Origin of the sequence: Pseudarthrobacter raffinosi (assembly GCF_023913835.1) — a bacterium.
GTDB lineage: Bacteria > Actinomycetota > Actinomycetes > Actinomycetales > Micrococcaceae > Arthrobacter > Arthrobacter raffinosi.
Map to the genome: position 1 here is coordinate 272,270 of NZ_JAMXBG010000001.1, position 21,913 is coordinate 294,182.

Sequence of the window (21,913 nt, forward strand, 5' to 3'; positions counted from 1 at the left end):
GTTCCGGAACCCCGTTGTCCGGTGCCGCGTGGCCGCCCGTTACGCCAAGTGCCGGAGCGGCCACCTGGGACTCTCCTGCGCCGCGCCAGCCATCATCAGCGAGAGGATCCCCGAAGCCTATGTGGCCATTATGGAACTGAAAGGGCACTCGCGGATATAGGGGATTTCTACCGCTTCGAGCGTCCCTCCCGGAGGCCCCACGGATGCCGGGAACAAGTATGGCATCCGGGGCCGCTGTTGTTGCCGCACACTTAGCTAGTGCGTACTTTTGGTGTTGAAGAAGAATTCCTGATCGTTGATCCCTCCAACGGCAGTCCCCTGCCCCTGGCAGCAGACCTGCTGCGCCTCCAGGACCCGGGCGAACCGGCGGACCTTTCCACGCACCCGGCGCTCGCCGTCGAGCTTCACCAGGAACAGCTCGAAGTGATCACCCACCCGCACAGCACCCTGAGCGGACTCTCCGCCGAAATCCTGTCAGGCCGCGCCTACGCGGACTCGCTTGCCCGGAAAGTCGGCGCCAGAATCGCCGCGCTTGCCACGTCCCCGTTGGCAGTGACACCCCATTCCACCAGCAACCCCCGCTATGACGCGCTGCTGGAAAAGTTCGCCCTGACAGCCCGTGAGCAGCTGACCTGCGGATGCCACATCCATGTCTCCGTCGACTCCGATGAGGAAGGCGTCGCAATCCTGGACCGGATCAGGTCCTGGCTGCCGCCGCTGATGGCGTTAAGCTCCAATTCACCGTTCTGGGACGGCGCTGACAGCGGCTATGCAAGCTTCCGCACGCAGGCCTGGAATCGCTGGTCCTCGGCCGGGCCGACGGAAATCTTCGGCTCGGCGCAGGCCTACCACCAGCGCGTGGCGGACCTGGCTGCCACGGGCGTAGTCAACAACCCTGATTTTGACGCCCGCCTCTCCGCCCGCCACCCCACCGTGGAGATCCGGGTATCCGATGTTTGCCTCGATCCCCGCGACACCGTCCTGATCGCCGCCCTGGTGCGGGGCCTGGTGGAGACCGCTGCCCGGGAATGGAAATCCGGCCAGGAGCCGGACATGGTTCCGGCCATCATCCTGCGCCAGGGGGCCTGGCTGGCCAGCCGGTGGGGAATCCAGGGCGAACTGCTCCACCCGCTGACCCACAAGCCGGAGTCCGCGCGCAATGTCATCGCCGCGCTCCACCACCATGTCCGCGACGCCTTGGTCGAGGCGGGCGATGCAGCCTACGTCGAGGAATCCCTGCACCGGATCTTCGCCAACGGAACCGGCGCCAGGCTGCAGCGGCAGGCCTACGCGCGCCACGGCCGGCTGGCAGACGTGGTGAGCGACGCCGTCGTGGTTACCCACCAGGAACCCGCCATCTACGAGCCGCTCACCCCGGTTGACCTGTCACTTCTGGTCCCCAACCAGGTGGTTTAGCCACCAGACGTGATAGAGCAAGCCCGCGCGCCCTCGGCCTCGCGTCGGATTCTGCTCAATCATCAACTTCCACCCTTCGGGGCGGGCTGGATTTCCGGGGGCGCCCGCGTGCCGCCGTCGAATGATTGAGCAGAATCCGTCGGCCGCAAGCGGGCCGGGAACCGCGGGATAATGGAAGCATGAGCAATCAGGACCCGGATCCCTGGGCCGAATTCGACAGGCTCAAGCCCGCAGTCCCGGACCGTGTGGCTGGCTATCCCGGTGGCGAACCGGTGGGCTTTGGCTTCCGGACGGGTGTGCGCAGCGCCAACGTGGCCCTCGGCTTCGCCGTGTACGCGCTGGCGCTGGGAACCATGCTGGTCCTCACCGGCGCGGTGGTCTTCATCGCGCAGGGGCAGTGGCTGCTGCTCGGGCTGATGGTGCTGGTCGAGGCCGTCTTCGTCTATGGATTCATCCGGCTGGCACGCCAGGCGCGCGACCGCCGAGTCTCCGGCTAGTCGCCCCTCCGGTCAGGCGGGCTTCTGGGCAGGCTGCGGGGCAGGCTTCTGACCGGGCAGTACGGCTAGGACCGCGCGGCGCGGATAGCCCGGGCCCCAGCTGCGCCGGCGGCCAGGATCACCGGGACCAGGCACATCAGGGTGACCACTGTGTTGGGGCGAAACGCCGCGCGGCCGCCGACGGTCCGGTACACACCCAGCGGCAGCACCATTCCGCCGCCACCCCCGCCGGAGGCACCGTCACCGGCTTCGCCGCCTCCCCCGAACCCGAAGGACACCAGTGCAACCGGGATGATTTCTTCCCCGCCCACCTGGACGGCCGGGCCATAGGCCTTGGTGACGCCAATGTTTTTGAAGGTGTCCACGAAGGACGAAAAGGAATCAGACATGACTTCACCATAGGCGCGCGGCGCGGCGATCACCATGGGTGAGCGGCCGACGTCGGGCCTTCCCCAGCGAGCGGCGCATTGCCCGCGACCCCTGCCTGCAATACTTCGGGGATGTCTGCTCCTTCAGCCGCGTTCGCCGAGAACGCCATCCGCCAGCCCGTGCGCGCCCAACACCTGACGAGTCGTTCATCCTCACGGACCAGGACACCATCGCCAGCGTCCGTCGCGCGCACCGGGAGGCTTGCGAGGCATCGCGCGAGGCGACGTCGTTGTTGGAGCTCGACGACGTGCTGCGCGGCAACCGCCGCGGCCCGCTCCCGCTGCATTGGGTGTACCTGCATGTGCTGCGGGAGTTCGCCCAGCATTGCGGGCACGCCGATATTCTGCGCGAGCAGATCCTCAACGGCTGACGCCGGGCAAGCGCCGGCGTCAGCAGCGCCGGGTCAAGCCTTGTTGACCGTCGCGGCGGCCGAGAGGGCGGCCAGCCCGCGCTCGAAGTCGCCGCCGACCATCTTGTCCATGTTCACGATCATGGCGAAAATCTTCGCGAGCCCCTTGTTCTCGCCGGTCATCCGCCACGTGACCTGGGTCCCGCCGTCGGCCGGTGTGAACGTAAACGTGGTGGGATTCACAGCCTTGAACGGCTTTGTGAACTCAAGGCGGACCTTGATACTCCGGGGAGCATCCGACTCGACGATCTCCATGTTTCCGCTGCCTGCTTTGCGGTTGCCGCTCCAGGCATACTTGGCCCCCACACCGGCGTCACTGCCCGAATACGAGCGGTTGAGTTCCCGATCCACGTTCTCCCAGGGCGACCATTTGGTCCACTCCAGGAAGCTGTTGACCAGCGGAAACACGTCTTCCGCAGGGGCAGGAATAAGGGCGCTGCGAGTGACTTCGTAAGTTGACATGCCGCAATCGTAGGTGGAGGGAGCCGATATTCAGCGAGTCCCGCATGTGGCGTTCACCAAGTGTTCCGGAACCCGATACCTGTCTTGCGTACTGTCGCAGGATCGACGGCCGGAGGTACGGCCGCATCAGTGAAAGAGGCATCGATGACCACCGGAATCCACCAGCCCACCCTCAGCCGGCGGGCCGCGCTGGCCGCCGCCGGAACCCTTGGCGCGCTGGGACTGACAGTGGCCGCAGCAGCCGGAAGCTACGCGGCACCGGGAGCGAAGGCACCCAAGCCCACCCTCGCATTCCGCCCAGACGGCGGCTTCAAAGTGATCCAGTTCAACGACACCCAGGACGACGAGCAAACGGACCGCCGCACCATCGAGCTCATGGACAAGACCCTGGACGCGGAGAAGCCGGACTTCGTGGTGATCAACGGCGATGTGATCAACGGCGGCTGCGACTCTGAGCTGGAGGTCAAGCAGGCACTCAACCACGTGGTCCAGCCCATGGAGCACCGGCAGATCCCCTGGGCCGTCACGTTCGGCAACCACGACGAAGATTCCGTGGCACGGACGGGCATGACCGAGGCCAAAATGCTGCAGTTTCTGCAGACCTACGAATTCAACATGAACGGCGACTCCACGCCGGGGCTCACCGGGACGTCGAACTCGCTGCTGCTCGTGCAGTCGGCCAAGTCCAAGGAGCCGGCCTTCGGCCTGTGGCTCATCGACACCGGCCGATATGCCCCGGACGCCATCAATGGACAGGACTTCGAAGGCTACCCCGACTGGGACTGGGTACGCATGGACCAGGTCACCTGGTACCGCAGCCTGTCCATCGCCACCGAGCAGAAGTACGGCAAGAAGGTCCCCTCCCTCATGTGGGGCCACATTGCGCTCCACGAGCACCGCAACATGTGGTTCGCCAGCCTCGACTCGCGGACGGACGCCGATCACACCCGGGCCCGCACGAAGCACAACATCGTCGGCGAACGGAACGAGGACGAGTGCCCCGGCCCCATCAACTCCGGCCTGTTCAGCGCCTTCCTGGAACGCGGGGATGTGCTCGGCTACTTTGTGGGCCACGATCACGTCAATACCTACGTGGGCAACTACTACGGGGTGCAGCTCGGCTACGCCCCCGGAACCGGATTCGGCGCCTATGGGCTCCCCGGCGCTGAACGGAATCGCCTGCGCGGCGCCCGGGTCTTTGAGCTGGATGAGAACCACCCCGGAATCTACAAGGACACCCGGCTGGTCTTCGCCAAGGACATGGGCATCGACCTGACGGCCAACGACCAGCCGATCGCTCCCCGGCCACTGGACCCGGCCCAGGCCTAGGGACGCTACCGTCGGCGAGGACTGGGTGCCGCTCCGTGTGGCTCCGGCGGGACTGGCGGGCGAGGGGGTGGGGCGGGCTATCCGGCTGTTGGCCGGTTTCTGCCGTCCCATCCCCTGTGCCGCAGGTTGCGGGTGGCCATCAGCGAGGCGCCGATGAACAGCACGCCCAGGACCACGGTGGCGACGCCCACGTAGAACCATCCACCCTGGCCGAAGATCATCAGCGCGACGCCCAGCAGGCACAGGCCTTTAGCTGTGATATCCAAGTACAGCTGCGCCTTTGGAGAGTCCATACTTCCACGATAAGCCCGGTGGCGGCATCGCACCCCGTGCGCTTTTCCTAGTCCGCCCGCTCGAAGCTACTGGTCAGGCGGACAGCGGCCAGGCCCGCGGCCGCAGCCCAGGCCTGCGGCGAACCTGCGTGATGGTACGTAACCGGCACAGGGAAATCCGCCCGCGAGAACCCGCCGAACAGTTCCGGCAAGCTGTTGCCAAAGTGCGCGGCCGCCTCCCGGATCCCCGCTGCCACGGCCCGTGCCTGGTCGGTCAGCCCGTAGGCTGCCATTCCCTCCGCGGCCAGCATGCTGTCATGCGGCCAGACGGAGCCGTTGTGATAGGACATCGGGTGGTAATAGTGCTGGCCTTCGGCGAGGGTCCGGATCCCCCACCCGGTGAAGAAATCGTCCCGGAGCAACCGGGAAGCGACCGCACGGGCGTCGTCGGCATCGAGGATCCCCGCCCACAGCAGGTGGCCGGCATTGGAAGCCAGCGCGTCAACCTGCTGGCCTTCACCGTCCACGGCCAGGGCGGGAAAGTTCTGGTTGTCCATCCAGAACGCGTCCCGGAACCGGAGCTTCAGCTCCTCGGCGAGCCCGTGAAGGGTGCCTACCCAGGCCTGGTCATCCCATTGCTCGGCTGCAAGGCGGGCGCATTCCCTGAGGCCGCGCCAGGTGTAGCCCTGCACTTCGGCAAGGGCGATGGCGCCCACCGGTTCGCGGCCGTCGGCTCCGGCCACGGCGTCGAACGAGTCCTTCCAGCCTTGGTGGAGCAGGCCCGCGGGGTCCGGGGTGTAGCGAACAAACCCGGTGTCCTTCAGGCCGCCGTCGCCGAGGATCCACTCGACGGCGGCCCGGGCGGGCTGCTCCAGGTCGCGGAGCAGCACGGGATCCTCCACTTGCCCCATCGCCATCAGGAACAGCGGGGTGGAGTCCACCGTGCCGTAGTAGCGGCCGTAGGGAACGGCACCCAGCTGGGCCAGCTCGCTCACGCGCACCTCGTGGACAATCTTCCCTGGCTGCTCCACCCGCGCCGGATCATCCGCTGTTCCCTGCGTTGCAGCCAACGCGCGGAGCACATCGCCCAGCAGCTGCGGGCATTCTTCACGCGTGAGCATCGACGCCAGCAGGGAATCCCGGCCGAAGAGCGTGAGGAACCAGGGCAGCCCGGCCGCGGGGATGGTCAGTTCGGGCTTGACGGGGCAGGGCATCAGCAGCGAATCAAGGTCTTTCAGGCTCTGGCGCGCCAAGGCGGTCAGCCCATCGCCGGAACGTACGACGGCGGCCGGAACCGTCGGGGGTGCCTGCCCGCCACTGGCGACCGCAGAAACAGTCAGGGCCTGCGTCTCGCCCGCTGCCAGCGCCAGATCCCAGGACAGGGCGGCGCCGACGAAGCGCCCGTCGGCAGGCTCCCTGCGGACCGTTGGCGGGATGCTCGCGGCCAGGCGGACGCCGGCCTGGAAGGTCCGGCCCCGGAAAGTGTGGCTGTAATCGAAGGCCAGCGAGCCGTCGTCGTGGACGTCCATGCTGCTGGCGGCGGCGCTGAGATCGAAGATCCGGCCGTCGGTGCGGACGGTGAACTGGTCCGCGAAGTCTGTGCCGGCCCGCAGGACCAGGCGGGCGGTGATTGGCTCCCGGCCAAGGTTGCGGATGCGCAGGGTATCGGTGAGGCCTCCGGCGTCCAGCTCCTGGGTCCGGAGGACGAAGAGGTCGTGCGTCTGGTTCCGCCGTGCCGCCGGACTGAGGGCGGTCTCGCGGCGGCCCGGTTCACGGACGCTGCCCACATCCCAGAAGGTGGAGTCGTTGATCTCCAGGATCCAACGGGACAGCAGGCGCGTATCGGCAATGTAGAGGCCTTCGGTTCCCTGCGCGGGTGCGTCTGCCCGGCCCACGCTTCCGTCGGCAGCGCCGCGCATCATGGCGCCGTGGGCCACGAGGACCGAGGCGGCGGACGGGGGTGCAACGGCGGTCATGGCGTGCTCCGATGATAGGTGGTTTCCAGGGCCAGCGCGGCGGTCCAGCTGAATCTGCGGGTCCCGTGCGCGGCTCCGGTCCAGGGGTCTACGTACTCGGGGAAGTTGTGCTCCGCTGCGAGCCTGCCGATATTGCCCCGAAGGAACGCCGCCTGGTCGGTGTGGCCAAGCCTGTCCAGCGCCTCCGCGACCATCCAGGACATGTTGAACCAGGCCGGGCCGCGCCAGTACAGGGCCGGATTGTGGTCCACGGCCGTGGCATCGTAGCTGGGCACCATCAGGGCGCGCCCGTCCATGAAGCGGGGTCCGTTCAGGGTCTCCAGCAGGGCGTCGGTGTGGACCTGTCCAGGCAGCAGGAGCGGGATCAGGCCGTTGATGGTCGCCTTCTTGACCACTGTTCCATCGGTGATGTCGCGGGCTGAGTAGCAGCCCAGTTCCGGGACGTACAGGTCCTCCAGCGCTTCGGTGATCTGTTGCGCCCGGTTTCGGTGGGCCTCGCCGGGCAGGCCCACCTCGGCGGCAATGTCCGCCAGGGCCAGCTCCGACACCGCCAGCAGCGTGTTGAACAGCGGATCCTCCATCAGGAACGGGTAGTCCGCATCGGCGTCGTCGCAGCCGTGGTCCCGGTAGCGCTCAGCCATCCAGAAGTATTTGCCGTACTCCTTCTGGCTGGGCCGCTCGCCGGCGTCGGCGTGCTGCAGGTCGGGCCGGTTCAGATCGGTTTTGTTGTCCGTCGGGATCCGTTTCATCACCGTGTCCCACAGCGGCGAATTGTCCGTGCCGGACTCCCAGGGGTGCACGATGCAGGCCAAGCCGGACCCGCCGCGGTCGCGGCGGCCGGACAGGTATTCGTGCCAGTGGACCAGCTTGGAATAGTTCCGCTCCAGGAAGGACCGGCGGCGGGATTCGGCGGGGTCGGCCTGGTGGATTTTCCAGACAGCCCACGAATGGTTTGGCGGCTGGACCAAGCCTGCTGTCTCCACCTGCTTCGGGGAGCCGGGAATGAGGCGGGACTGCCAGAACGATGCCCCCGGGGCGTAGTCCTCGTCCCGGTGGGGATCGAAGATGATCTGCGGCAGCCGGCCGTCATCCCACTGGCCGGCGAAGAGGGCATCCATCTCCTGGCCCGCGCGGCGGGGTGAGATCCGGCTGAGGCCCATGGCAATGAAGGACGAATCCCAGCTCCACTGGTGGGGATAGAGGCCGGCGGCCGGAACCGTGTAAGTCGTGCGCCAGTTGGCCTCCAGCACCGCCGTGGAGCGCGCGGCGATCAGCTCGGCCACTACTGATGACCCGCCGTCGCTGGTCCCCGAAACGGCCGTCACAGGTATCGCCCCAACAGGGAGGGCACCCGGGGAAGGACTTCCTCCGCCGGTCCGGACAGCCGGGATTCCAGGGCCACTGTGCCCTGGTAGCCGATGGATTTCAGCGTCGCACCAAAGAGGGCCCAGTCGATGTGCCCGGCACCGGGTTCGAGGCGGTTGGAATCGCTTGCTTGAATGTGGCCGATGTATCCGGCGGCGTCCTGGAGGGCCGCTGCAGGGTCGCTTTCCTCAATGTTCATGTGATAGGTGTCCGGAGCCAGGCGTACGGCGTCCAGGCCCACAAGCGTCAGCAGCCGCACGCCGTCGGCGAGGGTGTTGATCATGTGGTCCTCATAGCGGTTCAGGGGTTCAAGATAGATCTCCACCCCTTCGGCGGCCGCATGCTCGCCAAGCTCCGTGAATGATTCCACCAGCACGGCGGTGTCCTCTTCCTCGGAGCGCGACGGGATGAATGGAGGAAGGCGCTTGGAGAACATGCCGTAGGAGGCCGGCGTCATGACGCCCCGGCCGCCGATCTCGGCCATAACGCTCAGCTGCGATTTGAGCTGGACGACGGCGTCCTTCCGCAGTTCGTCGTCGAAGGCTCCGACAAAGTGGGGCATCTCCACGCAGGCGGTAGGCATGACCACACCGGCATCCCGGGCCCGGCGCAGTTCCGGCAGGCGCGCCTGGAACCGCAGCCCGCCGGCGGACCGCAGTTCGATGCCGTCGAAGCCCCAGGCAAGCGCTTGGTCGAATTTCTCTTCCAGGCTGGTACCGGGCAGGTGCTGCTCCTGGACGGTGATGAGGGTCATGGGAACTCCAATACCACCTGGAGGGCGGACTCCGGGTCCGTGTCCAGGAGTTCGTAGGCTTTGGCGGAATCCGCCAGGGAAAAGGTGTGGGTTACCAGCGCCGGCGCGTTCACCCGGCCGTCCGCGAGGTGGTCCACCACGGTCTGCTGCAGCCGGGGCACGGTCCAGCGGGAGCGGAGCCGGTTAGGAACGGAGCCGATCTGGGAAGCGAGGAGCTGAACCCGGTTATGGTGGAACTCCTCACCGAACCGGACACCGGCGGCTTCGCCCTGATAGAAGCCGGCGGCGATGACGGTGCCGTCGGCACCTACCGCCCGGGTGGCTTCGTGCAGTGCACGGTAGTTTCCGCTGAGCTCGATGGCCACATCCACGCCGGCACCGCTGGTGATGCGCCGGATGTCCCCTGCCAGTTCCGGGGCGGGGCCGAGGGCATGCAGGGCACCCCATTCGAGGGCACGCCGGCGGCGGGCCTGGATTCCGTCCACGGCGATCACCTTTGCCCCGTTAAGCACTGCGAAGCGGGTGGCAAGCAGTCCGATGACGCCCTGGCCAAAGATGGCCACGGTGGAGCCGGGGCCCAGGTCCGCGGCCAGCACGGCACTCAGGGCGATTGCGCCAACCCGCACGAACGCGCCGGCGAGGGGATCCATCCCTTCCGGCAGCACGTGGCCCCGCAGTGATTCTGCCGCGAGAACGCCCTCGTCCCGGTGGCCCCAGATCCCCCAGACCATGTCGCCCACCTGCACGGGAGGATCGGCATCAACGGTGTCCACCGCCTGTCCTGCGGGTGGCGCCAGCTCCACCACTTCGCCGACTTCGGAATATCCCCAGCCATCCAGCGGATACCCAGGGGCCTCCAGCCCGGGCTCGAACAGCCGCGACGCGGGGTCCCAGATGGATGTCAGGTAGGGGTTGGTGCCGCGGTAGGCAGTGAGCTCGGTGCCCGCCGAGATGCCGGAATAGATGGTCCGCACCCGCGCCTGACCGGCTTCGAGCGGAACGGAAGGCTGGTCGATCACGGCGACGCTGCGCGGCGCGGCCATGCGGAGGAAGCGGGACACTTCGGATCGATCCTTAGGTAGGTGAGGTGGCTAGGACTGTGATGCAAACGACATTAGCATAACAACTAGCCTACTTGTGTATAGACGTTAGGCAGAATCTGCAGTATCTTCATCACATGGTTTCCGACGCCTCCGCGAGTCAATCCCCTGCCTGCTATCCGGCTGTGAAAGTCGGGCTGGTGGGCGCCGGCCAATGGGCCGCAACCATGCACGCACCACTGCACAGCGCAGGCGCCGAGACCGAACTTGCAGGCGTGTGGTCCGCGAGCGGGAGCACCGCCGAGACGCTTGCAGCGAAGCACGGCGTGCGGGCTTTCGGCACGTTCGAAGAGCTGCTCGCGTCCTGCGAGGCCGTCGACTTCGCCGTGCCGCCCCCGGTGCAGGCCGAACTGGCCCCACGCGCCGCCGACGCCGGCCTGGCACTCCTGCTCGAGAAACCGCTGGGCGCCTCCTTGCAGCAGGCAGTAGCCGTGGCGGACGCCGTACGCCGCAACAAGGCGGCAAACGCCGTCGTCCTTACCAAGCGCTACCACCAACGGACCCGCAGCTTCCTCGCGGAGGCGACGGAACTGCGCAGCGAAGCGGCCGTCCTCGGCATCACCGGCACGTACCTCCACGGCGGATTCCTTGACGGAGGATTCCTCAACACCGGATTCCCGGCCGGCAAAGCCAGCCAAGGCTGGCGCGACGAGCTGGGCGTGCTGTACGACCTGGGCCCGCACCTGCTGGACCTCATGGAACTCGCCGCCGGACCGATCCAGGCAGTCCGCGCCGAAGGCAGCAAAGACTATGTCACGCTGACCACATTCCACCGTGACGGCGCCACCGGCCAGGCGTGCCTGTCCGGCTCCGTTCGGCTGCCCCGGCCCAGAACCACGCTCAGCGTCTATTCAACAGCCGGCAGCCTGGACTACACCACCGAGGGGATGGACCACTCCGAATGCTGGCCTGCCCTGCGGCGGGAGTTCGCAGACGCCGTCCGGCTGGGCACCCCGGTAACAGTCGATGTGGAGCGGGCAGTACACGTCCAGGCGCTGGTTGAGGCGGTGGCCCTCTCCGCCCTCGAACAACGGCGGGTCCCGCTGGCCGAGATCCTGCCGAACGCGTAATGTGGCGCGGTTTGCAGGCGCCGGGCCCAGCCAGGTGTCCGGGCCGGCGCCGCCGTACCGCATGTGCGGCACCATGCCGTTGTCCAGTTGCCCGGGCAGGACGGCGTCCAGTAGTCGGAGTGCCCGGCCTTGCGGCCGAATCGCCCGCCATTATCCTTTCTCCGCGCCGGCAGTGAGGCCCTCGGTGAGGAGCCGCTCAGCAGCGAAGAAGATGATGATGATGGGCAGCGTGAGGATCACCGAACCGGCCATCAGCACGGTGGTGGGCACTTCAATGCTGCCGGCCAGCTGGGACAGGCCCAGCGAGACGGTCCAGTTGGAACGGGTGTTCACCAGGAACAGCAGGGCGAAGAGGAACTCGTTCCACGCGATCATGAACACGAACAGGCCGTTGGAAATGATGGCCGGCATGGCCAGCGGCAGGCTGATACGGCGCAGCACGCCGAGCCTGCTGCAGCCGTCCAGGGCCGCGGCTTCCTCCAGGCTGGTGGGAATGGTGTCGAAGTAATTGCGCAGCATGTAGATGGTGACCGGGATGACCTGGGCCACGTACACGATGAGCAGCGCCACCAGCTGGCCGCGCAGGCCGAGCCGCGTGAAGAAGGTGAACAGCGGGATGGCCAGCAGGATGCTGGGGAACAGATACACGGCCAGGAACAGCGCACTGATCTGGCGGCGGCCGAAGAAGTTCAGCCGGCTGATGGCGTAGGAGCCTGGAATGGCCACCAGCAGCGAAATCAGCACCGTTCCCAGCGCCACCATGGCACTGTTGCCCATGAACCTCAGGAAGCCTTGGCCGCCGTCCTCTTGCGGAGTCATGATGTTGCGGTAGGAACTCCAATCGAGTTCGCCGAACGGAATGGCCAGCGAGCCGGGATCGCGCAGCAGCGAGTCAAGGGGCCTGATGGAGAGGATGAACATGTAGTAGAACGGGAACAGCGTCACCAGCACCAGGCCCACGATCACTACCCAGCGGAGCACACCGAAGACCTTGGTCTCGATCACGTCCCGCGTCCAGCGCGAACCCTCCGGGGGCCGGGACGGGGAGGCCGGGCGTCTCGTTTCGACGGGGACAGCCATTAGGAGACCTCCTCTTTCTTGCCGAAGAATTTGATGTAGATTCCGACCATCAGGCCGAGGATTACGGCCAGCACCAGCGCCTGGGCAGACGCGGCACCGATATCGCCGCGCGCGGTCAGGAAGTTGAACACGGTCACGGCCACCACTTCGGTGCCGCCGCCACCGCCGGTGAGCAGGTAGATGTCATCAAAGCTGTTGAACGTCCAGATGAACCGCAGGACGGACAGCATGGCGATGGTGGGCAACAGTTGCGGAAGGATGATGTGGACAAAGCGCTGGATGGGGGTTGCCCCGTCCACCCTGGCGGCCTCCTCCAAGCTGTCCGGAATAGCGTTGATCCGGGCAGTGAGGAACAGGAAGGCGAACGGGAAGGACCGCCACATTTCAAAAACGATAACGGCAATCAGTGCTGTGGGGATTTCGAAGTTCAGGCCGAGGAAGGAGACTTCCCTGGCCCGCTCGCTGAGGAACGGGATGGATTCCTCCCAGCCGAGCAGCTGCTTTCCCCAATAGTTGATGAGGCCAAACTGCGGATCCAGCATGGTGGTCCAGGTAAATGTCACGGCCACGATGGGTGATACGTAAGGGATCAGCATGGACGCGCGGATCAGGGTCCTGCCCTTGAACGGCTTCCGGAGGGCCAGTGCCGCGATCAGCCCCAGGATGATCGCCCCAGCGGTGCCGAAGATGGAGTAGGCCAGCGTAGTGCCGAGCGACGTGAAGAAGCTGCTCGAGAACACGCTGTCGAAGTTGGCCACCGTATACGGGCCGAAGATGCCGGCGGCACGGATATTCAGGATCCGCACTCGCTGGAACGCAAGCAGCAGGGTCCAGAGGATCGGGAGAACCACCATGACCAGGACCAGGACCAGCGTGGGCGAAAGCAACGTAAGTCCGGCCCGCTGCTCCTCCCTGGCCATCGGTGAAAGCATGCGGCGCCCCCGCGGGCCGGCGGCTGATGCCGCCGGCCCGGCAGGAACGTCTTTTTTGACCGAACTCACTTCAGCGAACCCTGGATGGAGCGAAGGGATTCCGCGGCCTGCTTGGCTGCGGTTTCAGGATCGACTCCGCCGGAAGTGACGTCGCTGACCGCCTTGGCGATGGGCAGTTCGCCCAAGGCTGCGCCCACCAGGTCGCCCTGGCCCTGGGTGATGCCCCAGCGCTTCAGGTCATCCGGACCCTGCTCAAGGATTGAAAGGACGTCCTCGGAGTAGAAGTTGCCCAGAGGTTCTTTCCGGTCCACACCGGCGGGCATGGTCTTCCACTTGTCCGAGTATTCAGTCGGCTTGTCCGCCGTTCCCGCACGGACCGGAAGCCTGCCTTCGGGGGCGATGGACAGCCAGTCAACATAGCCGTCGGTCATAAAGTACTCCACGAACTTCTTCGCGGAATCCGAGGCAGAGTCCTTCATGACTGTCCAGGACACAATCTCGCCGAACTGGGCTGGCTGCTCGCCGTCGGGTCCCTGGATGCCTGTTACGACGCCCGTGTTCTTGGCGAGGAAGGCAGGATCGGCAACGCACTCCGGGCACGTGGGCTTGGCGTTGTCACGCAGGCCGGCCATCTCGTCCAGGATGAAGGTGGACCATATAGCCATGGCTGCCTGGCCGGCGAAGTAGGAAGCGCGGACCGTGTCCACATCCTGGGCGCCCGGAACCGAGTACTGGGTCAGCATGTCGCGGTAGAACTCAAGGGCACCCACACACTCGGGGCTGTCAAAAGTGATGTCCCCCTGGGCATTGACCATTTCACACCCGTTGCCCTGCGCAATATGTTCGAAGGTCTGCTGGGTAAACGCCTCGCCGGGCTTATTGGCTGCCGCAAGGCCTGCGAGCTGCGGGGTGTCCAGCTTTTGCGCCGCTGCCTTGATGTCGTCATAGGTCTTCGGTGCCGCAATGCCGGCCTTGTCGAAGAGGTCTTTCCGATAGTAGAGGAGCTGCTGCCAGGAGGAGTCGGGGACCGACAGCTGCTGGTCGCCGTCCCGCGTCAGCTCGAGGGCCCGCTCGGAGAATGTGCTTGCACCCAGGCTCTCGATGACCGCCTTGTTGCTTGCGGGGTCCACCAGGTCGTTAGCGGCGAGCGTGCGGACCTGCGCAAGTGAAATGGAGCCGATGACATCCGGGAGGTCCCCGGCTGCAGCGGATGAGGTCAGGACCTGGTTGAACTGGTCCTCCGGCACGCCCACCAGGTCAACCTGAACGCCCGTGGCGGCGGTGAACTTGGCGATGATCTCCTCCGTTTTGGCGACGCGATCCGGCAGGGTGTCCGCCGTCCAGACGGTGATCGCCTGCGTGCCGCCAGTGGTTTGGCCGCCATTCGAACCTTCGTTGGGTGTGCAGCCTGCCAGCATTGCCATGGTCAGCGACGCTGCCGCAATCACGGCCACTTGTGAGCGGCCTCTGGTTCTCATCACTTCGATGCTCCTGTCTTCGGCGGCCCCGGAAACGGTGCCGCGGATTCGCGCGCTGGGCCCCCGTTTCCGTCTGGCCCGGACCGCTTCGGCCGGGCCAGCAAACAGGTACTGAAAAACTTCCCGGCCGTGAGCGCAGTCACAAAGCCGGGACTTGTGCCTAAAGGCTATCCAAATGTTGTCTAGCTGTCTAGCATTAGCTGCAGAGTCAATCGACACGGGCGCAAGCAGGTTGTGCCTCCTCCACCTCAGGAGCACCTAGGATTGCCAAAGTGCCTTTCAACCGTAGGAGCCGCAGATGTACGTGGGACCAGGGGACGTCCTTCAACTGATCCGGTCGGGTAAAGCCCGGACGCGCGGGGACCTCCAGGAGGAAACGGGCATGTCCCGCATGACGGTGGCACAGCGCGTGGATGCGCTCCTGAAGGCCGAACTGATCCGCGAGGCCGGCACTGCCAGGCCATCCGGCGGACGCCGCCCCACTGACCTGGCCTTCAACCTCCAGCACTCCTGCACGATTTCAGCGTCGGTTGAAACAACCTCCACCCGCGTCGCCCTCACCGACCTCAGCGGGGCCATCGTGGCCGATGAGCCCCTGGATATTGCGGTCGACGACGGACCGGAGAAAGTCCTGCACGGCATCATCGAAGCGGGACACAGACTCCTTAAGCGGTCCAAGACGCCGGCGTCGAAGGTCTCGGGGGTGGGCGTCTCCATCCCCGGCCCGGTGGATCCGCACACCCTCCGGCCCAGCCAGCCGCCCATCATGCCAGGCTGGGACGCCTACCCGATCGTGGAGTTCATCCAGGACGCGTTCCCGGTTCCGGTCCTGGTGGAAAACGACGCGGACGCGATGGCTGTCGGCGAATACAGCGCGGGCTTTGCCGGCGTCACCTCACTCTGCCTGGTGAAGGTTTCCACCGGCATCGGCACGGGGCTGGTCATCGGCGGGCAGATCTACCAAGGCGTCGACGGCGGCGCGGGCGACATAGGCCATGTCCGCCATCCTGCTTTCGCTGGGCTGCGGTGCCAATGCGGGTCCTTCGGCTGCCTGGCCGCGGGAGCCAGCGGAGGCGCCATCGCCCGCGAGCTCGCAGGCCTCGGCATCGAGGCTTCCTCAGGGCGGGATGTGCGCCAGCAGCTGCTGGCGGGAAACGTCGACACCATGCGGCTGACACACGAAGCGGGCCGGCGGCTGGGCGAAGTGATGGCCACCGTGGTGTGCCTGCTTAACCCCGCAGTCCTGCTCATTGCCGGAGACCTTGCCTCGTCCTCGCTGATCGGCGGCATCCGCGAAACGCTGTACCCCATGTCGCTACCCCGGGCCACGCGTCACCTTGACGTCCGGCTTGCAGCCCTGGGCGAAGACGCCGGAATCCGCGGGATGTCCTCCCTGTTGGTGAACCAAGTTTTCTCTGCTTCCGCGGTCAACGCCCGGCTCGGCTGAGCGCGGCCGGCAACTGACCGCTACGCCCGAGCGCGCGGGGCCAATGCGGTGTTCAAGAACTCCAGGTGCACCGGCGTGATGGCCACCGCGGCCACCGCGTAATCCGGGTGCTTGCGGACGTACTTCTTGATGAAGGGGCAGACCGGGACGATGGCGCGGCCCTCCTCAACCGTTTCATTGAGCGCCACCTTGGCGAGCTTGCCCGCAAGTCCCTGGCCGCCGTATTCCTCATTGATCACCGTGTGGTAGAAAATCCGCTGCGGCGAGCCGCCGCCGTCGTACTCCTTGTACACGGCTTTACCAATGACGTTCCCGCCGGTCAGCACTTCGAAGCGCTGGCGCTCCGGGTTGTGGCGGATGGTGACATCGTGCACGGGATCTCCTCGGTTCGGCTTCTCGTACAGCCTAACCTCGGTACCCCCGCCCTTATTTCGTCTCCCGCTAACAGGCCAAATTGAGCGCGTTCACGGCTGCTTCGGCCATCTCGAGCGACCGCCAGTCTTCGAAACCAACGGGGTCCGGGACGGGTTCACGGGCCACCGCCATGGCCACCTGCCGGGACCCGTCTGCGCTGATCAGCGCGAGTGCCGCATATCCCCGCACCACGCCGACATGGCCAAAATAGTCATTATTGGAGCACTCGTCGTACTGCCTCACAAGGCCAAGGCCGAACGTTTCGTACTTTGGATGATGCATCTCCTGCACGCTTTGGAGCGTCAGCAGGGTCCCTTTCTGCAGGGCCGCGAAATAGGTGTTGAGTTCCGGGACGGTGGAAATCATCCCGGTGTCGGGGGAACCGGTGTGGAAAGGAGCGAGCGCTTTGTCCTCCAGCTCGCCGGTTTCCGTCCGGGTGTAGCCGTGGAGCATCCGCTGCGGGCCCGGCTGCTCCCCCGTCATCAGGGTGTCCTGCAGCGCCAAGGGCACCACGTTGTCGTCGTGAATGACCTCTCCGATGTCCTTGCCCCGCAGCTTCTCGACGAGGAGGGCTGACGCCGAATAATTCGTGCCGGAGTAGCTGTACAGGCTGCCCGATCCGCCGGTCCAGGGCATGCCCGCAACGAGCGACACACGTTGTTCATGGGTGAAGGGCCCGTCAACTATGTGGATGGGCGATACCCAATAGTCGGGCATCCCGGACCGGTGGCTGAGGAGGCTGCGTATGGTGATGGGTCCAGGCGGCTTGATGATGTTCTCGAAGTCCGGCAGGTACTTCTGGATAGGGTCATCCAGAAGGACTTTTCCCTCCTCCACCAGCTTCATGACGGACACCGCCACCATGGTGGTGGTGATGTCGCCGATATGGGTCTGGTCACTCAACTGCACGGGTTCCTGGGTTTCAAGGCTGCGGATGCCTTCGGCCGAGGACCATTCGCCCAGCCTTGACTTCAGCTGGATGATGACGGCCGTCGCTCCTCTTGCGCGCATTTCCTCGCTGTACTTTTCCAGCACAGCAACAAAGGCCCGCGTCTTCGGGGCCGTCGCCGTCGCCGTCGCCGGAGAGGATAGAACAGTCGGGGACTGCTGATCTGGCGGATCCGGGGCGCTGGTGCAGCCTGCGAGCGAGGCCAGCAGCGCGGCCGCTGCCACGGCGACCGCAAGGCCGGAGGAGCTGAATCCATGAACGACTGCCTGCACCCACGTCCCTTCACGGGGCCGGTCAGCAACTGAACTCCCAAGAGACCGCCAACTGCCCCGGCACCTTCGATATTCCTCAGGGCAAAACGGAGTGTCAAGGACGCTGCCGCAGCCCGGTGACGCAGCCGCCCAGGCCTTGTAGTGTCGTTGGCAATGGGCCAGGACTCCCCCTGCCGCCCACCAGCAGCGAACCGGCAACCTAGGAGCGAACATGACTGTTGACGAGAACGAAGCCCAGGTCCTGGACCAGTGGACCCAGCGACTGGCCCAGGCACTGCAGATCCTGGACCTGGAGGTGGATCAGGAACTCCTCCTTGATCTGGCCAGGAAGTCTGCCGGCTCGGTGATCCATGCGGCTGCACCGGTCACCACGTTCCTGGTGGGTTACGCCGCAGGGCTCGCCGCCGGCAACGGCAGCGCCGGATCCAAGGAAAAGTCGACGGCGGCAGTCACCCAGGCGGCCGACGTCGCCTTCCGGCTGTGCGAGGACGGGCACGACGGCGGCCCGGCGGCTGGGGGCTGGGCGGACACGGGCCAGTAGGGAGCCCCGGCCACCGGGTCTCGCTCCCCACCGTTAACCGGCTACCGGCTCCAGCCGGACGATCACTTCCTTCGACGCCGGCGTCTGGCTGCCCTCGGCCACGCTGTCCAGCGGCACCAGCACGTTGGCCTCAGGGTAGTAGGCTGCCGCGCAGCCGGCCGCCGTGGGGTAGGAGACCACCCGGAAGTTCCGCAGCACCCGCTCCACGTTGTCCTGGTACACGCCGTGGATATCCACGTGCTGCCCGTCGCTGAGTCCCAGTTCGGCGAGGTCCCCAGGGCTGACAAACACCACTTCGCGGCCCTTCTTGATGCCCCGGTAGCGGTCGTTGTTGCCATAGATCGTGGTGTTGAACTGGTCGTGCGAGCGCATGCTCTGCAGGATCAGCGTTCCGGCCGGCCGCTCCATATGTTCGAGCTCGTTTACGGTGAGCATGGCCTTGCCCGTCGGGGTGGTGAACGTCCGCGAATCCCGTGGCCCGTTCGGGAGCACAAAACCGCCGTCCTGCCGGATCTTCCGGTTGTAGTCCTCGCAGCCGCTGACCACGTGCGAGATGTGGTCCCGGATGAGGTCGTAGTTCTTCTCGAACCCGGCCCAGTCCGCCTGCACGGAGTCACCCACCACTTTTTGGGCCAGCCTGCTGACGATGGCCACTTCGGACAGCAGGCCAGGCGCCACCGGCTCCACCGTCCCGTGTGAGGCATGCACGGCGCAGACCGTGTCCTCCACGGACACAAACTGCGGACCCGATTCCTGCATGTCAATCTCCGTGCGGCCCATCGTGGGCAGGATCAGCGCCTCGGCGCCGGTGACCGTGTGCGAGCGGTTGAGTTTGGTGGAAATCTGGACCGAGAGCTCGGTGTTCTCCATCGCCGCGAACGCCGCGTGGGTGTCCGAAATGGCTCCCACGAAGTTACCGCCCATGGCCACGAAAACCTTGATGCCGCCGTCGCGCATTTGCCTGATGGTTTCGACGGCGTCGACGCCGTGTTCGCGCGGCGGTTCAAAGCTGAATTCCTTGCCGAGGGCGTCCAAGAATGCCGGCGGCATCTGCTCCCAGATGCCCATGGTGCGGTCGCCCTGGACGTTGCTGTGGCCGCGGATGGGAGAGGCACCGGCGCCGGGCTTGCCGATATTGCCCCGGAGCAGCAGAAGGTTGATGATCTCCTTGATGGTGGCCACACCCTTCTTGTGCTGGGTGATGCCCATGGCCCAGGTGATGATCACCTTCTCCGCCCTGAGATAACGGTCTGCGAGTTCGTCGATATCCTCGGTCCGCAGGCCAGTGGCCGCCAGCACGGCAGCCTCGTCCAGCTGGGAAAGGTGCTCGCGAAGCTCCTCCAGACCTTGGCAGTGTTCGGCGAGGAACGCGTGGTCCAGCACCGTGCCCGGATTCGCAGCTTCGGCGTCCAGGACCCGCTTGGAGACGGCCTGGAGCAGGGCCATGTCCCCGCCGATGCGGACCTGCAGGAACTGGTCGGCGATCTCCGTGCCGCGGCCAATGATCCCCTTGACCTTCTGCGGGTTCTTGTAGCGCATCAGGCCCGCTTCCGGCAGCGGATTCACGGCCACAATGCTGGCTCCCGCCTCCTTGGCTTCCTCCAAGGCGGTCAGCATCCGCGGGTGGTTGGTGCCCGGGTTCTGGCCCATCACGATGATCAGGTCCGCCTTGGCGAAGTCATCGTAGGAGATGGTGGCCTTGCCGATGCCGATGGTCTGGCCCATGGCCCAGCCAGAGGACTCGTGGCACATGTTGGAGCAGTCCGGCAGGTTGTTGGTCCCGTAGGCCCGGACAAACAGCTGGTAGAGGAACGCGGCCTCGTTGGAGGTCCGGCCGCTGGTGTAGAAGGCGGTCTGGTCCGGGCTCGACAGCCCTTTAAGCTTCTCGGCGACGATGGTGAACGCCTGCTCCCAGCTGACCGGCCGGTAGTGGTCCTCCCCCGCTGGCTTGTGGACAGGCTCGGTGAGGCGCCCCTGCATCCCCAGCCAGTACTCGGACCGCTGCCGCAGCTCACTGACCGGGTTCTCGGCCCAGAATTCGGAGCCGATCACCACCGGAGTGGCCTCCCAGGTGACAGCCTTGGCGCCGTTTTCGCAGAACTCGAACGTCTTGCGGTGCCCCGGGTCCGGCCACGCGCAGCTCATGCAGTCGAAACCGTCCTTCTGGTTCAGGGCAAGCAGGGTTTTCCCGGTCCTGACCAGGCCCATGTGCTGCACGGCCGGCTCCAACGAGTGGTAGACGCCCGGGACGCCGGCGGCCCACGTCTTGGGGTGGCCGCTGACCTCGATGTCAGCCTCGTTGGCCTCTTCTACGTGCGGGTTCTTGCGTGCCACGTTGCACTCTCCTTGGTTCAAGCTCACATCGGCAGCGCACCGGTTTTCAGCGCGGTGTGACGGTCCCAGTCCACCCTTATTAAGGGGGTCATCCAAGTCAAGCAGGACTAACGGCAAACGCCTAGGTAGGGTGGACTGATGGACGTCCCTCCCTTTGTCTGGACCCTGACCATCGCGGGAATTGTGGGCCTGCTGGCTTTCGATTTCTTCTTCCATGTCCGTAAGGCCCACACCCCCACCCTCAAGGAATCGGCCATCTGGTCCTCCATCTATGTGGGGATCGCCCTCCTCTTTGGCCTGGGCGTGCTGTTGTTCGGCGGCACCACTATGGGCACCGAGTACTTTGCCGGGTACATCACGGAGAAGGCACTGTCCGTGGACAACCTCTTTGTGTTCCTGATCATCATGGCCAGCTTCAAGGTCCCCCGTGCGGACCAGCAGAAGGTGCTGCTCTTCGGCATCGTGTTTTCGCTGATCGCCCGGACGGCGTTCATTTTCCTTGGCGCCGCTTTGATCAACAGCTTCGCGTGGGTGTTCTACATCTTCGGCCTGATCCTGCTGATCACAGCGGGGAACCTGCTCAAGCCGGACAATCACGACGACGACTCCGAAGGATTGGTGGTCAGGCTCGCCAAAAAGTACCTCCCGGCGTCGGCCCATTACGATGGCGACAAACTCTTCACCCATGAGAACGGCAAGCGCGTCCTCACCCCGATGCTCCTGGTGATGGTTGCCATTGGCGGCACCGACATCCTGTTTGCACTGGACTCCATCCCCGCCATCTTCGGCCTCACGCAGAACGTCTTCATCGTCTTCACGGCCACCGCGTTCTCGCTCATGGGCCTGCGCCAGCTCTTCTTCCTGATCGACGGACTGCTGGACCGGCTGATCTTCCTTGCCTACGGTCTCGCCGCCATCCTCGGCTTCATCGGCGTCAAGCTCATCCTGCATGCCCTGCACGAGAACAACCTGCCGTTCATCAACGACGGCGAGCACGTCAACGTCATCGAAGTCAGCACCGGCGTGTCCCTGACCGTGATCCTGGGCGTCCTGGCGGTCACCGTCCTGGCCTCGATCTTCAGCCCCAAGGGCAAGGCCAAGAACGCGGTTTCCGGCGCCAAACGGCACGCCACCGAATACCTGGACCTCAACTACGAAACGGACATGGCGGAGCGGGACAAGCTCTTCGCCCGGATGGTCCGGGAGGAAGACCAGATCCGCAGCCTGCCGGAGAAGTACAAACGGCTTATCCGCAACGAAACCGAATTCATGGACCTCCTCCGCAAAGCCCACACCGAGCACGACGACGCGCAGGTGCGGGCAGCACAGGACTAGCCGGGGGCCTTATTGTCAGCCCCTCTTGCTAGATTCAAACCAGCGCCAGGGG

The 21,913-nt window shown here is 65.6% G+C and carries 21 protein-coding genes; 8 read left to right on the forward strand and 13 right to left on the reverse strand.

Annotated features, from left to right (window positions below; all coding sequences use genetic code 11):
* Window positions 1-258: 258 nt before the first annotated feature.
* A complete protein-coding gene (locus NG697_RS01250; RefSeq protein ID WP_252599335.1) occupies window positions 259-1,416 on the forward strand; it encodes a glutamate--cysteine ligase in 1,158 nt (385 codons plus the stop codon).
* Between the two features lie 179 nt (window positions 1,417-1,595).
* Window positions 1,596-1,913 (forward strand): hypothetical protein, encoded by a 318-nt coding sequence (locus tag NG697_RS01255; protein WP_252613388.1) that lies wholly within the window; start codon window positions 1,596-1,598, stop codon window positions 1,911-1,913.
* Window positions 1,914-1,978: 65 nt separating this feature from the next.
* Here NG697_RS01255 and NG697_RS01260 read toward each other — a convergent pair whose 3' ends face one another.
* Entirely contained in the window at window positions 1,979-2,302 is a 324-nt protein-coding gene (locus tag NG697_RS01260) for a hypothetical protein (protein WP_104062533.1), read from the reverse strand.
* A gap of 38 nt (window positions 2,303-2,340) precedes the next feature.
* Here NG697_RS01260 and NG697_RS01265 point away from each other — a divergent pair, with 38 nt between their 5' ends.
* Window positions 2,341-2,712 carry a mycothiol transferase gene (locus NG697_RS01265; RefSeq protein WP_308216164.1) on the forward strand — a complete coding sequence of 124 codons (372 nt, stop codon included), beginning with the start codon at window positions 2,341-2,343 and terminating at the stop codon, window positions 2,710-2,712.
* 33 nt (window positions 2,713-2,745) lie between these two features.
* Here the strand turns inward: NG697_RS01265 and NG697_RS01270 are convergent, their stop codons facing one another.
* Window positions 2,746-3,213, reverse strand: coding sequence for an SRPBCC family protein (locus tag NG697_RS01270; protein ID WP_252613390.1), 468 nt, complete (start codon window positions 3,211-3,213; stop codon window positions 2,746-2,748).
* A 144-nt stretch (window positions 3,214-3,357) separates the two neighbouring features.
* Between NG697_RS01270 and NG697_RS01275 the strand changes: the two genes are divergently transcribed.
* Complete coding sequence (locus NG697_RS01275) at window positions 3,358-4,542, forward strand: metallophosphoesterase family protein (RefSeq protein ID WP_252608831.1); 1,185 nt, start codon at window positions 3,358-3,360, stop codon at window positions 4,540-4,542.
* A gap of 77 nt (window positions 4,543-4,619) precedes the next feature.
* Here NG697_RS01275 and NG697_RS01280 read toward each other — a convergent pair whose 3' ends face one another.
* From NG697_RS01280 to NG697_RS01300, 5 genes are read right to left on the reverse strand one after another with little or no spacing between them, the layout of a single operon-like run.
* On the reverse strand, window positions 4,620-4,835 hold the full coding sequence (locus NG697_RS01280) for a hypothetical protein (RefSeq protein ID WP_252599342.1): 216 nt from the start codon (window positions 4,833-4,835) through the stop codon (window positions 4,620-4,622).
* A gap of 47 nt (window positions 4,836-4,882) precedes the next feature.
* Entirely contained in the window at window positions 4,883-6,790 is a 1,908-nt protein-coding gene (locus NG697_RS01285; RefSeq protein ID WP_252613392.1) for a glycogen debranching N-terminal domain-containing protein, read from the reverse strand.
* Complete coding sequence (locus NG697_RS01290; protein WP_252613394.1) at window positions 6,787-8,115, reverse strand: MGH1-like glycoside hydrolase domain-containing protein; 1,329 nt, start codon at window positions 8,113-8,115, stop codon at window positions 6,787-6,789. The genes NG697_RS01285 and NG697_RS01290 overlap by 4 nt, the downstream gene beginning before the upstream one ends.
* The gene (locus NG697_RS01295; protein WP_252613396.1) at window positions 8,112-8,909 is read right to left on the reverse strand and encodes a sugar phosphate isomerase/epimerase family protein; all 798 of its coding nucleotides are present in this window, start codon (window positions 8,907-8,909) and stop codon (window positions 8,112-8,114) included. Before NG697_RS01295 ends, NG697_RS01290 begins: the two co-directional genes overlap by 4 nt.
* Window positions 8,906-9,970 (reverse strand): zinc-dependent alcohol dehydrogenase, encoded by a 1,065-nt coding sequence (locus NG697_RS01300; protein WP_252599348.1) that lies wholly within the window; start codon window positions 9,968-9,970, stop codon window positions 8,906-8,908. The genes NG697_RS01295 and NG697_RS01300 overlap by 4 nt, the downstream gene beginning before the upstream one ends.
* A gap of 116 nt (window positions 9,971-10,086) precedes the next feature.
* Between NG697_RS01300 and NG697_RS01305 the strand changes: the two genes are divergently transcribed.
* Window positions 10,087-11,079, forward strand: a complete 993-nt coding sequence (locus NG697_RS01305; RefSeq protein WP_252599349.1) for a Gfo/Idh/MocA family protein — start codon at window positions 10,087-10,089, stop codon at window positions 11,077-11,079.
* A gap of 150 nt (window positions 11,080-11,229) precedes the next feature.
* Here NG697_RS01305 and NG697_RS01310 read toward each other — a convergent pair whose 3' ends face one another.
* From NG697_RS01310 to NG697_RS01320, 3 genes are read right to left on the reverse strand one after another with little or no spacing between them, the layout of a single operon-like run.
* On the reverse strand, window positions 11,230-12,159 hold the full coding sequence (locus tag NG697_RS01310; protein ID WP_252613398.1) for a carbohydrate ABC transporter permease: 930 nt from the start codon (window positions 12,157-12,159) through the stop codon (window positions 11,230-11,232).
* Window positions 12,159-13,160, reverse strand: a complete 1,002-nt coding sequence (locus tag NG697_RS01315; protein ID WP_252608841.1) for a carbohydrate ABC transporter permease — start codon at window positions 13,158-13,160, stop codon at window positions 12,159-12,161. Before NG697_RS01315 ends, NG697_RS01310 begins: the two co-directional genes overlap by 1 nt.
* Window positions 13,157-14,569 carry an ABC transporter substrate-binding protein gene (locus NG697_RS01320; RefSeq protein WP_252608843.1) on the reverse strand — a complete coding sequence of 471 codons (1,413 nt, stop codon included), beginning with the start codon at window positions 14,567-14,569 and terminating at the stop codon, window positions 13,157-13,159. The genes NG697_RS01315 and NG697_RS01320 overlap by 4 nt, the downstream gene beginning before the upstream one ends.
* A gap of 298 nt (window positions 14,570-14,867) precedes the next feature.
* On the opposite strand from NG697_RS01320, the gene NG697_RS01325 reads away from it, so the two are divergent.
* Window positions 14,868-16,016, forward strand: a complete 1,149-nt coding sequence (locus tag NG697_RS01325; protein WP_252599353.1) for an ROK family transcriptional regulator — start codon at window positions 14,868-14,870, stop codon at window positions 16,014-16,016.
* A 20-nt stretch (window positions 16,017-16,036) separates the two neighbouring features.
* Here the strand turns inward: NG697_RS01325 and NG697_RS01330 are convergent, their stop codons facing one another.
* Window positions 16,037-16,390 carry a GNAT family N-acetyltransferase gene (locus NG697_RS01330; RefSeq protein ID WP_252599354.1) on the reverse strand — a complete coding sequence of 118 codons (354 nt, stop codon included), beginning with the start codon at window positions 16,388-16,390 and terminating at the stop codon, window positions 16,037-16,039.
* Window positions 16,391-16,457: 67 nt separating this feature from the next.
* Entirely contained in the window at window positions 16,458-17,651 is a 1,194-nt protein-coding gene (locus NG697_RS01335; protein ID WP_252613400.1) for a serine hydrolase domain-containing protein, read from the reverse strand.
* 211 nt (window positions 17,652-17,862) lie between these two features.
* Between NG697_RS01335 and NG697_RS01340 the strand changes: the two genes are divergently transcribed.
* Window positions 17,863-18,192: a DUF6457 domain-containing protein gene (locus NG697_RS01340; RefSeq protein ID WP_248762200.1), complete on the forward strand. Its 330-nt coding sequence runs from the start codon at window positions 17,863-17,865 to the stop codon at window positions 18,190-18,192.
* A gap of 33 nt (window positions 18,193-18,225) precedes the next feature.
* Here NG697_RS01340 and NG697_RS01345 read toward each other — a convergent pair whose 3' ends face one another.
* Window positions 18,226-20,526: an FdhF/YdeP family oxidoreductase gene (locus tag NG697_RS01345; protein WP_252599358.1), complete on the reverse strand. Its 2,301-nt coding sequence runs from the start codon at window positions 20,524-20,526 to the stop codon at window positions 18,226-18,228.
* A gap of 138 nt (window positions 20,527-20,664) precedes the next feature.
* Between NG697_RS01345 and NG697_RS01350 the strand changes: the two genes are divergently transcribed.
* Entirely contained in the window at window positions 20,665-21,861 is a 1,197-nt protein-coding gene (locus tag NG697_RS01350; RefSeq protein WP_252599359.1) for a TerC family protein, read from the forward strand.
* Window positions 21,862-21,913: the final 52 nt, after the last annotated feature.

Excerpts from the sequence above, each read along its gene's own strand:
- NG697_RS01280 (WP_252599342.1), bottom strand. The coding sequence starts at position 4,835 with ATGGACTCTCCAAAGGCGCAGCTGTACTTGGATATCACAGCTAAAGGC.
- NG697_RS01275 (WP_252608831.1), top strand. The coding sequence starts at position 3,358 with ATGACCACCGGAATCCACCAGCCCACCCTCAGCCGGCGGGCCGCGCTG.
- NG697_RS01305 (WP_252599349.1), top strand. The coding sequence starts at position 10,087 with ATGGTTTCCGACGCCTCCGCGAGTCAATCCCCTGCCTGCTATCCGGCT.
- NG697_RS01320 (WP_252608843.1), bottom strand. The coding sequence starts at position 14,569 with ATGAGAACCAGAGGCCGCTCACAAGTGGCCGTGATTGCGGCAGCGTCG.
- NG697_RS01255 (WP_252613388.1), top strand. The coding sequence starts at position 1,596 with ATGAGCAATCAGGACCCGGATCCCTGGGCCGAATTCGACAGGCTCAAG.
- NG697_RS01350 (WP_252599359.1), top strand. The coding sequence starts at position 20,665 with ATGGACGTCCCTCCCTTTGTCTGGACCCTGACCATCGCGGGAATTGTG.
- NG697_RS01310 (WP_252613398.1), bottom strand. The coding sequence starts at position 12,159 with ATGGCTGTCCCCGTCGAAACGAGACGCCCGGCCTCCCCGTCCCGGCCC.
- NG697_RS01270 (WP_252613390.1), bottom strand. The coding sequence starts at position 3,213 with ATGTCAACTTACGAAGTCACTCGCAGCGCCCTTATTCCTGCCCCTGCG.
- NG697_RS01285 (WP_252613392.1), bottom strand. The coding sequence starts at position 6,790 with ATGACCGCCGTTGCACCCCCGTCCGCCGCCTCGGTCCTCGTGGCCCAC.
- NG697_RS01295 (WP_252613396.1), bottom strand. The coding sequence starts at position 8,909 with ATGACCCTCATCACCGTCCAGGAGCAGCACCTGCCCGGTACCAGCCTG.
- NG697_RS01340 (WP_248762200.1), top strand. The coding sequence starts at position 17,863 with ATGACTGTTGACGAGAACGAAGCCCAGGTCCTGGACCAGTGGACCCAG.
- NG697_RS01325 (WP_252599353.1), top strand. The coding sequence starts at position 14,868 with ATGTACGTGGGACCAGGGGACGTCCTTCAACTGATCCGGTCGGGTAAA.
- NG697_RS01260 (WP_104062533.1), bottom strand. The coding sequence starts at position 2,302 with ATGTCTGATTCCTTTTCGTCCTTCGTGGACACCTTCAAAAACATTGGC.